This is a genomic window from Thalassotalea profundi, from assembly GCF_014653195.1.
Taxonomy (GTDB): Bacteria; Pseudomonadota; Gammaproteobacteria; order Enterobacterales; family Alteromonadaceae; genus Thalassotalea_B; species Thalassotalea_B profundi.
On the sequence record NZ_BNAH01000018.1, the window covers coordinates 51,852 to 64,121 of the forward strand.

The following is a 12,270-nucleotide window of genomic DNA, read 5'->3' on the forward strand; positions in this document are numbered from 1 at the left end:
AAAATGCAAATAAGTAATTTTTATTACCACGTTACACTTTGTGTAAATGAATGAACTGATTATGACTTGTTTATATATATGACTGTTTTCCAATCAAAACCATTTTTTATGCTTCCATTTTCCCAAGCTTCACACATCTGAACTAATTGCTTACTGACATCTTCAAAATCGAAATAATGTTTATTTCTTGGCAGGTCATGATTCCAGTAGCCAACCCCCTGATCAAAACCAATGCAGTATTCATTGCCATTTTTGAATTTTAGAATCAGCTCTCTTCGGTGAGATATATCAGCTCTATTCTCATGTAAATCAATAAAGCAAGGTAACTTAATGCCTTCTTGAAACCACAAACTAAGAACTTCGACCATATCTGATGAAACAGCCCAATCATGATTTATAAAACGACCAGATCCCGGCTTAGATGAGAATAATGTCTGTAGTTCAAATGAAGTTTTAGAATTAAAAGGCAACCCTCTAATAATTTCTCCTAACATAATCATGTACCAAGGCGATTGAAGGTACCTGTCTGTATATGCAACCTCTATTAACTCACCATCTTTAAATTCATTTGATAACGGCTCATATTCTCTACAAATAAATGCCCAAAACCTGTCACCAAACGACTTTATTTCACCATTAAGCTCAGTGCTGAACTCGACTCTTGCACCGTCAGATAGGTTAACAATCCACTGGGATGTATCTATTTCACTAAATTTAAAGTCTTGCGATAAGGTAGATTTAACTAACATATCTTCACTATTACTTTCTAACCAAAGTCCATTAGGTGACAACATCTCTGCGCCTTGGCTAGCAATTGAAACTGATTTATTCGCCGACTCAACAAGGGCGACCATATTGCCATTAGTTAATTCTTTATTTGGTTTTAGTAATTTTATACCTAGTTCTTTATATCTAAGTAAACTACGTTTCTCATTTTCTCCAAATGGAATGTTTGGTAGAACAAAAGACAACTCAACTCCATTAATTTGTATCATCTGGTAAACAAACATGTGTACTTGTCTAGCATCCAAATCCCATTCATTAATTTCTTTTGATAACCAAACTTTAATAGAGTTAGCCCCTTTGTTTATTTGGTGAGAAATACACTCTTTTATCGATTCATGACAGTATTTAGATCCCGTTAAATACTCAAATTCAGAAGGGAGTGAAATAAACTTTGTAAAATCATCACCTAACCATTCAATAGCAGATTTTCTGTCTAAATGATTAGCATCATGTCTTGTATTTGAATCTAACAAACATGAAGAACAAGCTTCCTCACAGCTTGATGAACAGGCTAGGTTTGAGTACATATCAACCAGTAGCTCACCGATGAAACGAGCGCTACTAGTAGCAAACCCAGCACCACCACTTATTGCATCATATAGTTGTATAACCATTGCAGGTAAATTGGAATTCAGGTTTCTAGAAGGTCTTACAGAATAACCAATTTCAGAAGTAGAGATACCTAATTTATGAGATAGTGCATTTCTTAATGAAACAGCTAAAGTTAACGCTACTGTTTCTCCTTCATCAGATACATCGATATATTGTCCAGTAATCGGGTGTTTTAATGTCAACTCAAATGCATCTGTCAGGCTTGTACATCCAATGTGAATATCAGAATGCACAGTGGCACTACCATCACATGGTGGCTGATAGCCATCAGAATCTTTAGATTTAGGAGTCGATGTTATTGGTCTATGTTCTGAAGTTGGTGATAATCCTACAGGGAACTCACTGTTTATAGTCATCGACTCTGCTTTTCCGCATGACAAACAAACTGCGAAGCCTGTTCCATATTCTCCTGATGAGTGTTGAAACAAAGTCGCATTATTACCATAACTCATAAATCCAGTAGCTGGGTTTGGAAGCGGGAAATCTTCGCCATTTAGTGATAACCAGCCTGGTTGTACTGGGATATAGTTCTGCCTAGTAATATCATTACCGGGAGAATCAAAAAAGTCCGTAACAAAACCTGTCGGTTCAATTGTCTTTTTGATCAAAGATGAAGGTATATTACGACTACAACTAGAACACTTAAGTTCATCTGATGTAGAACTAGATCTATCGATGCCTGTTTGGCCACAGTAACTACACTGCCATGCAACATCAAACTTTTGCGCTTCTTTAACGCTACTACCTAACTTTTGCCAATTAAGTGAAATACCAGCAGAACGAAATACTCGACCATCAATAACTAATTGTGCTCCAGGCGCATATTCTCTAATCGCTACCGCTAAGTTACGACTAGGCATATCTCTTAATTGAGATATATTATCTTCACGAAATTTTGCTTTAGACTTTTTCCCCTCTTTGTCACGACGAAAATCAACTATGTTTGAGTTGTTTAAAGTAACAACATCTGTCGGAAACCCGTAGCCAGGTAAGAAGGCTTTTGCTGCTAATTCTTTTAAAAGATACTCTTTTCTATGTCTAGCCAACTCAAGAGTTATTCTATACTCAAATGGGGAATCTTTAGACGCACTTTTTAATGCTGAGCTTAAATTATTCAACTGAGATAACCATGAAGCCTGTAGCTTTTCTATTGCTTTTTTAGATGAATTAATGATGCTACGAACTTCATTGCCAGCTAACGCCGTACCTCTCACTAAGCTTTTTAATGCTTCTTCAATAGGAACTGAAGCAGAGTCCATCCATGCTTTGAATTTGTCACAGGTAGAAATGACGCCATCTTCAGATTCGAAGAACCATTGTAAATTTAATGATGTCTTCTCTTTATCAGTAGTACCAATAACATCTCTTAAATATATTGATAGCAATAATGAGTTTACATGGCGTGCAACCAATCTAGATGAGTCTAATGAGATTTGAGGTGCGGGTATTTTCGTTACAAATGGCCATGCAGTATCATTGAATACCTCACTATCATGAGGGTTACTTTTACAAAGTGTATACGCTATTGCTCTAGATTCATTACTACGCCCTGCACGCCCTGCTCTTTGCAAATAATTAGCCGGGTGAGGGGGCACATTATTCATTACAACGGCAGAAATACCGCCAATATCAACCCCCATCTCCATTGTAGTTGAACAGTTTAAAACGTTTACTTTTCCTTGTTTAAACATGTCCTCATAAGTTTTCAGACGGTCGGCTGATTGTTGTGCTGAGTGCTCAGCTGTTCTGTAATAAAAGCCACCTTCAATTGTTCTATCATTTATATCAGTCCATAGGTTCTCTGAACGTAATACTTCAAGCTCCTTGTCATCATTAACCATTCCTCTGATTTTATCTAATCCTACTTTATAATCTTCTTGGGAAACATCAAAAGACCATATAGGTGGCATTTCAACAGCCTTACAAATAAAGTTACTTTGAGTTAAATCATTTGGCAGGTATGGAGTCAGTCCTTTAAAGGTAGTATCTATTAGTTTGTTAGTAATGGGACAAATAAAAAACTTTTCACTAAAAGAAAAAGTGATTTTTTCTCTACTCAAATAAAACTGATTGCCTTCATTATCAAGAACTCTGTGGGTAGTGAGTGCTGTCCAAGCGGCTCTCAACCACTCATTCATTTGGTCTATATCCCTAGAGTTTTTGTGATCAAGGTTAGCGCCTAGAGTTAGTAGTTTGCCAAGTCTATTCAAACTCCCCTTTTTAATTTGAGGCCACCTTTTAACTCTGTTCTCATCTTCTTCAGCTGAATCAGGCTTACGAAATGTTTTAGGAGCAAACCTAAAACCAATCCATACCCTCCAGTCATCTTCCAGCTTTATGTATGTATTTTCACGAACATAAAAATCCAAAGTAACTTTTAAGAAATCTAACCAGTCATCCAAGGTTAAGTTATAACCCTCCCAGTTTGGTGGGCTATTTGTAATTTTATCTAAACCTACATAACCAAGCTTTACAATTCCTTGTGTTTCTAGGTTGTTTTGTCTTTTTGGTCTTCTTGCAAACTCTCTAATCAACAACATTTCTGCAAGCTTTTGTGGTCCAGTAGCGTTATCAAAAACTTCAGGGTTAGCATACTTATTGTATTCCAACATTGCGTTTTTAATATCATTTGATAGCTGTAATGATTTAACTAATTCTGACCAATTAACAATGACGGGGATAAATGCAGAAGTGCCTGCATTTGCATTATCAATCTTAGCTTGAAGATTTTTCGCCATATCTTTCATTCCAGCTTTTAGGAGGGCTTCAACTGAAGACTTTAACTCTTCAATATCAACATCTTCTGAAATTGTTTCTTCAATAGGAGCTTCAAGTTGATTCTTTTTCAAAATATCAAATACTAACCCTCTAAGCTTGCTACGCTCAGCTTCCTGTTGCATTCTCACTGCCATTCTAGCAGTGCCTTGACGGCTATCAGTAAAGGTTATGAGTTTGCGTCCTCTTCCAGGTAAACTTTGAGGACCGAGTTTAGTATCTTTGTCCACAGCAGGATCAGGGCAGAACTCTAATAATGTTGGTACAACGTTAGCTACATAGAATGGAGAGCCAAGCATTGCTCTTCTTATTGGTTTATTTCCTGAATAGCCTTTATATGAGCAATTTCCACATTCATTTTCATAGTCTTGATATAAATATAACGTAATATCTTCGTCTAAGCCTCCAATAAGCCCAGATGTTTTATTAATACCAACACGTATAAAATTCCCTTCTCTATCTGGAGAAGCTAATAATGTAATTGGTGAAACATAATGCTTTTTATTTGAGGCTCTAGAAGTCGATTCTTCAGAATCTTCATCTACATCTACTAACAATGAAAATTCATCAGATACATTTGTTTCTCGTTGAGCAATAGCATGATTTTTCTCAACGGCAAGTAAATGAGGTTCATTGCAGTCATTACAGAAACCAACTTCACAAACTGGAGCTTCGCAGTCACACCTGCTCCTCTGTGCAATATACACATTGCCAAAAGGCCAGTTGTCTTTTAATACAGTACTTTCTTTTGTTGGACAGTTTGGATCTATACAACTCCATAGGCCATTTAGCATTCGTTGAAAGAAATGCGCTCTTACTTTCAAAAATGCTTGAGAGCTTTTGTCTGGCTTAGTCCCTGTTAATAAGTCTACCCATTTAAGAGCTAAAGCTTGATCAAAGTCATCATGTGGGAATCGCCCCTGAAGAAACTCGACTAAATCCGTTAACTTAATAGGCTTATCACTTTGAACAAATTTATCTCGAATTGTCTTTGCAACTTCTGATTGGCATAAAGCTTCAAACCTTTTAGTTGAAACATCAGGATCAAAGTCCTTTGCTTCATCTGGTTTATTCGCTTCAATAGCTGATATTTGCGCTAAGGAAAGAGTATTCGTAATATTAAACCTTACCTGTGGTATGGCTCTCTTACCACCAATGACCACAACTTGATTTGGTGAGACTCCTGCAAGCTCAGCTAAAAAGTTTTGTAGCTGTGCTTCAGCATCTTCATCAGCAATAGTTGCCGACGTTGCCACAAACCTTACATTTTTAGCCTCTACACCAAAAGCTTGCAGCACTCGTCTTAATTGCATTGATAGTTCTGCTGCTTGTGAACCAACATAAGTATGTGCTTCATCAAGAATAATCCAGCGCAACGACTGCTCTGCTTTAGATTTATTAATAATTGGTGCATCAACATTACGCACCAACATATATTCCAACATCGTCCCATTTGTAACGAGTATTGGCGCAGGCTCTCTACGCATTAACTCTCGCGAAAGTATTTCATTTGGTACTTGAGATTGCTTTGCTCGTACCTTGTTCTCGCTATTTTCAGTGTTTCCGTTATACAAACAAAAACGTATATCACTACCAAAATCTTCTGTCCAAGCATGTAAACGTTCTCGTTGTGAGTTTATTAATGCATTTAACGGGTACAAAAATATGGCTCTGATCCCTGAGAGTTTCTCTTGCCTACTTTGTTGTTCTCGATAGAGTTCTTCAAGAACTGGCACCATAAAACACTCTGTTTTACCTGAACCCGTACCACTCGTAACAACGACTGATTTAACATTTTTGTCCAATAACGTTTCCCAACTAGCTAGTTGATGCGTATAAGGATGAAACTCTGATTTAAACTGGTACTTATTCTCGACAACTTTTCCTTTATTATTTGTGACTTTTGCTTTATCAAGAGATGACATTACTTTAGAAGATAAGAGTTTATCATCGACTAAATCTTTCATTTTTGGCTCAGCTTGTGTCCAACCAAAAGTATGTTCAAATAGTGGGGAGGCTAAAAAAGATCCCTCATCTCCGCATTTACCCTGCATTTGTACTTGCAGGTGCTCTCGTAATTTAGGGTTCGTGATCCCTAAAACACTCAACGTTGATTCTTTCGCTCTACTTAATGACTGTTCTACTAATGCTGAAAAATAATTCATTGATAATTCCTTTTATACTTCTTGAGTAAAGTAACTTACAAAATAACTATACATAGATGAAAACCAGACGGGTTCAAAATCTCTTAATTGTGTAAGTGAAAATATTTTGGAAACATTTAGTTTAAAGACACTTTCAATATCAAGTTTTCCTGAAGCAATTGCCGCAGCAATGATTGGGTACATAACTACCGATTTTTGCCATTTATGATAGTAAGCTAGCATCGGTTCAGTACCATCTAATAAGGACAGAGCATTTTCAATATCGAATTTAGGGTTCGTAGGCCACTTTTCGTCTAGTTCAGAATGATCATTTTTCAGATCATCTAACCAAATAGAAAGAACGGCTTCTGGTAACTTATGCGAAACGACATTACTTTTTATGTACTTAATGACCTCTTCTGGATAGCTTGGAACTGCATTATTTAAACGATCAAACATTGAATTGACTTGTTCGTGAATAAAGTCAGCTGGAATGTCTATTTTTTCCAAAGAGCTAATAAAGTCATTTTTGGCTCTATGCCAATAGTCCAAAGGAATTAACTCCCAAAGAACCGGAAATTCAGTGTCTAAACGACGAATAAATTCCTCATCCATTTCAAACTTGAATAAAATTATCGTTAATGCTTTAAGGTTCTTTGTTAATGCTTTGAAAACCTCAAAAGTTGATAAAGGTAAATAACCAAAGTTATCCCACAAACTTCTCATATAAAGCCAACTGGAGTGGTGATAATCATTAGCCATTACCTCCATCATGTCGGCAATAGCCATTGGGTTAAATTTAGGATGAAAGGCTTTAACAGCTGATTGCATGCTAGATGAAGGCTTAACATCTGCGACGTCGAGTGCATCTTCAAAGTAAAATACAGGTCTAAAATCAATATCTGTCCGATTTTCAGGGATAATTAACCAAGGCCCACCTTTAGTCATCTCTTTTGCAATTTTAAACCTATCTAACTCAATACTACCAAGCATTCTTCGAGGTAGGTTTACTGGCTTACATTCAGGTTCAGCAATTCTCATTGCTAGAAGGTTATGACTTACTTCGTCTGAAAAAGCATTTGATTCAAATGAATATAATTGATCTATAGGATCAAACTTCACTTCTGAAGCAAAGCGCCTCACAGTAAATTGTTTTTTATATCCACGACATTTAATACTTATAGCAACTTCAGCATCCAACTTGTCACTTAAAGACAACAATGAAACAATTTTTTCTTTAAAACTATATAAACTCAACACCTTAGGTTTATTACTTACAGAAATAGATGAAAATATAGTAGGAGAGTTTCTGATAATAGGTTTTAACGCAAACTCCAATTCAAATTTCTCGTCATAATCTTGATTAGAAAATAAATAAATTTCGGAGCCAAGTAATTGGTGAATAGTAAGTTGTTCTGGTAATTCATTCCCATCCTTATCAAAACCATAAATGCCTTCGGCAGGATAAGGCAAAATAATTTCAATAGGATCACAAAGTAAATTTGCACTTATTTGCATGATTACTTTTGCTGGGGGTAATGAATTCGGCTTTATAGTAAAGCACCTGGTGTTATCATTTTTTGATTGAATAATTTCAGTTTCAGGGGCAATTAGTGAAACAACTATCGGTTGAGCTGTAGTCACATTGATTACAGCACTCTCATTTTCACTGTTGAAGGAAATAGACAAGTCTTGAGGAAGAATCGCTATTTTTCGACGAATTAAGGTATCGCTATCATTATTTTTTACGCTAAAAACGTGCTGCCCAAACTTCTCATACTCTTTAATCGTATTTACTGGCTTGTTATCTAATAACCTCGTCAAACCAAAGTTAACATCAGCATGTTCATTTACTGACTTTATTTCAGGAACCCCTTTATAAACTTGAGCAGGTTTAGTCTCCCATTGAACTTCATCTCCAACTATAGCCAGCATTCCACTTGTATTAGATGAAGAGTTTGTACGTAAACGATATCGACTTTCGGAACAATAAAAGCGAATATCCCCAGAAACTTTATACCAACTTAATTTATAACCATATGCCTCAACATCTTTATCTTTTAACGCAAAACCACTAAGGTTTTCTACTTCATAGGACGATGGAACTAAAACATAGATTTCTTTATGTTTAGTAGTAAAACTTGCCTGGCCAATACAAATATATTTATTTTCATCCTCCTCGAATACAAAACCAATCGGAGCTTCTCCTAACGCTATAGAAGAGTTTTCAATACAAAGCTGCTCAACACTAACCCCTAATTCAGACAATTCAATAAACAGTGAACTATCAATATTGGTTCTAGAAAAACAAACACCTTTCTTTCTTGGTTTTATTACCGTGCGATTAGTTTCAAACTGTGCAAAAACACTACCGAAGTCCGCTCTTCTTTTAGCTCCTTCATTTAAGCCTAAATCAAGCTTACTTGAGTTAACATCTGATTTTTTAAAATAAAAATTGAGTAATTTAGGTAAAGATACTTCAGAGCTAAACATTAAACTGTCTAAATCAAAAAAATGCTTACAAGATAATTTTGACTGATATTTTTTAATTGAAGAACTAGCAGAAGACGCCCCTATCAACCAATTGTCTAATAGACCTTTTCCTGTTTTTACATCTAATGGAATAGGAAACTGACTTCGCCAGTTAGGTAAAATTTGATCAAGTTGTTCTGATGGTAAATCGTCTTGGTTACTTATTTCGATTTTGTCAGCTAGTCCCATTAAATTACGAACTATTTTGGCGATTAGATCAATAGACTCATCTTCTGTAAATACGCTAGGTAAATACTCTAAATAGCTACTAATTAATTCATTTAAAGAAACACCAATTAAGTCAACTTTATAATAGTTACGTAAGATTTTTCTTATTAAATCACCAAATTTATTATCTTTAGTACTTACAAGTTGGAATGGCAAACCACCTTCTATAAAAACTGAACCTAAAAAGTTACGCCGTTCCGATTCATAGCTTCGAATAGGTCTTTTCCAATAACTCCCTAATCCCAAAGGAATAACATCAGCCCTTTGGCTAGCACTTAATTCAAAACCTAAAGACTCCCATGCTGCATACCATTCCCACTTTAGAGAATCACAATCTCGCCTATACCATTCAGAACAACAAATCACAAAGCAAGCGGCCCATTCTTTGTGCTTTGAAACACCAATGTTCGTTTTAGGATAGAATTGCGATACAACATTTTTTAACGCTTTATACTCTTCATGCTTCATTTGATAAGTAAATAACGCGTCACCAGTCACTGAGTTTAAGCCACGAGTAGACAGGAATTGAGATAACCATTGAGATGGAGTAAAAATATTCATAAACACATACTTCCTTTTATGCCATTATTCGGTTCTAAAATTTGAAATTCTAACGAAGTCATATTCAAAAATAACCGTGAAAAAAGTTTGGTTATTTGTCCTATTACATACTTTACATTAATAAATATTAAATGAGAAATCATAATGTTACCTTTAAAGCTTAGTGTTTATTTTATGAACAATAACCATTGGCAACCATCGACGTAATCTCGGATTTTTCTACCAAATCACTAGGTAATAACTTATTATTTGATATACGTAAACTCTTCATATCTTCAGCTTTACGAATTAAGTTACCTCGTCCTTCACTTAGTTTCTTCATTGCATCTCCATAACTGCTTTCTGCACGTTGTAGGTGATTACCAAGCTTTTTCATATCATCAACAAAATTAACTAGTTTGTCGTAAATAGCACCGGCTTTATTGGCAATATCCTGAGCATTTTGGTTTTGATACTCAACTCGCCACATATTATTAATGGTTTTTAGTGCCACCATTAAATTGGTTGGGCTAACAAGCATAATATTCTTCTCTAATGCTAATTGTATCAATTCGTTATCATGCTCTATTGCAACATTAAAGGCGGGTTCAACAGGTATAAACATCAACGTATAATCCAATGACTTAATGCCATATAAATCGTGATAGTTTTTACTGGTTAACTGCTTAATATGATTTTTAATTGCAATAATATGTTCTTTTAAAGCTTGCTGGCGAATTACATCATCTTCTGCGTTGAAATAACGCTCATACGCTGTTAATGCCATTTTAGAATCTATAACAACGTCTTTATCTCCTGGTAAATGCACAATCACATCAGGCTTAAATAAGCTACCCTCTTCATCTTTTAACGCTAATTGAGTGTCATACTCATGATTTAAACGTAATCCCGATTCTTGCAGCACACGTTCAAGAACTACTTCTCCCCATGTGCCCTGCTTCTTATTATCACCTTTTAAAGCTCTTGTTAATGCTGTAGCTTCTTTGCTCATTTTTTCATTTAACGCTTTTAAGCTATGCACCTCTTGTTTAAGGGCATAACGCTCTTTAGCCTCATTGGTATAAACATCATTAACTTGCTTGCTAAAATCACCAATTTGGTTTTTAAGTGGTGATAACAAACTATCTAGTGATGATTTATTCTGTGCTGACATCTCACCAGTTTTTTCTTTGAATATTTTATTGGCTGTGTTTTCAAACTGAGTAACTAAACGTTTTTCAGCGGTTTCTAATAAAATGATCTTATCTTGAAGTGCCTTTTTAGCTTCATCATCAGCAGATAACTGCGATTTAAGCTCACTCACTTCGTTGAGTCGGTAGGCTAATGTTTCTTTTAAGCTAGTCAGTTCTTGCTTTAATTCACCTAGCTGATTTAACTTCTCACTTTGCTCTGCATTTTCATTGCTTATTATGCGGTTCTTTTCTCTAACCTGGGTTAACTCAGCTTTAGTACTAGCAAATTCAGCTTTTACTTCTTCAAAATAATTCAGCTTTTCCGCTTGCTCGGCTTTCTCATTGCTTAGACTTTGTAAGTGTTTCTGCATTTGAGTTATGTCTGTGTTGGCCTTATCTAATGCATTACTTGTTCGTTGTAATTGAAGAGTTTTTTCATCAATTTGTGTCGACAGTTTACTAATTTCAGCTTTATTATTGGCTATATATTCAAGTTGGTTGCTACATGTTTGTTGCAACTCACTAAATTTAACTTCAATACTATTAAGGTGGGATATTGTTGAATTAGCGGCGGCAAGTTCTTCTTTTAATGAAGAAATACTCTGCTGTAATGAATTATTAGAGGTTTGTAATTCTGTATTTTTTAATATCAGCTCCTCACATTGCTTTAATGAGCTATTATTTTGTTGGTTTTTAAAAAAACGAATACCAACTAATAGCGATGCGATTAACACCGCACTAAAGATAAAAGTCTGAATAAGTAAATCTGTCATTATTTTTTAGCCTTAATAAATTGAAATCAAACTTACTAAAGCGAAAAACAAGCCAAAACATAAAAACCAATAAATTCAACAAACTAACAGAACCACAACACAACAAATAATAATATTAGTTACACAAAAATAAAATAAATTACCTTTAGACGGGTTTGTTTATAATGTTGGTATAGCCCTTATTCTTAGTAACAGGCTCATACCTTTTAAACATTTCTTTCATTACGCCTTCATCAATATGCTTCCCGTGAGATAAGAACCTTTGCTGATTTCGTGCAAGCAATAATGCTTCCTTCCCCTTGTAGTCGAAAACAACCGCTGAAATTTTTGCATTTGGGTAATATTGGAAAATTTTACTGCGGCTTCGCCGGGTTAGGTTGGTAAGATCCCAAACGACATGTTTGTGGTTCAGGCTTTCATCTATAAGGCTTTCAAATATGTGACGGTGCTGCGTTTTAAGGCTGTTTTCGCCAGGGAGTTGAAAATACTCATGATAACTCAAGCCATTTTTCCGACAGAGTATTTCAACAACATCGTCTGAAGATATAACAAAGTCATGTTCAAGTGTTTTTAAATAGGTCGACTTGCCTGAACAAGGAGGCCCTGATCTTCCCCCGATTTTGTAGACCTCTAGCTTCCAGTTAAAAACTGGTTTTCATACTCATCAGGTGACACATGACCAAGGTG

Annotated in this window: 4 protein-coding genes; all 4 read right to left on the reverse strand. The window is 35.5% G+C overall.

Going from position 1 to position 12,270, the window contains the following annotated elements:
* Positions 1-59: 59 nt before the first annotated feature.
* Positions 60-6,338: a DEAD/DEAH box helicase gene (locus IE155_RS17245; protein WP_189379505.1), complete on the reverse strand. Its 6,279-nt coding sequence runs from the start codon at positions 6,336-6,338 to the stop codon at positions 60-62.
* 12 nt (positions 6,339-6,350) lie between these two features.
* Positions 6,351-9,638, reverse strand: a complete 3,288-nt coding sequence (locus IE155_RS17250; protein ID WP_189379507.1) for an STY4851/ECs_5259 family protein — start codon at positions 9,636-9,638, stop codon at positions 6,351-6,353.
* 172 nt (positions 9,639-9,810) lie between these two features.
* Entirely contained in the window at positions 9,811-11,583 is a 1,773-nt protein-coding gene (gene rmuC, locus IE155_RS17255; RefSeq protein WP_229817431.1) for a DNA recombination protein RmuC, read from the reverse strand.
* 145 nt (positions 11,584-11,728) lie between these two features.
* Positions 11,729-12,202, reverse strand: a complete 474-nt coding sequence (locus IE155_RS17260; RefSeq protein WP_189379513.1) for an AAA family ATPase — start codon at positions 12,200-12,202, stop codon at positions 11,729-11,731.
* Positions 12,203-12,270 lie beyond the last annotated feature (68 nt).

Bases quoted from the DNA above. Each gene is read 5' to 3' on its own strand.
- IE155_RS17245 (WP_189379505.1), bottom strand. From the start codon at position 6,338: ATGAATTATTTTTCAGCATTAGTAGAACAGTCATTAAGTAGAGCGAAA.
- rmuC (WP_229817431.1), bottom strand. From the start codon at position 11,583: ATGACAGATTTACTTATTCAGACTTTTATCTTTAGTGCGGTGTTAATC.
- IE155_RS17250 (WP_189379507.1), bottom strand. From the start codon at position 9,638: ATGAATATTTTTACTCCATCTCAATGGTTATCTCAATTCCTGTCTACT.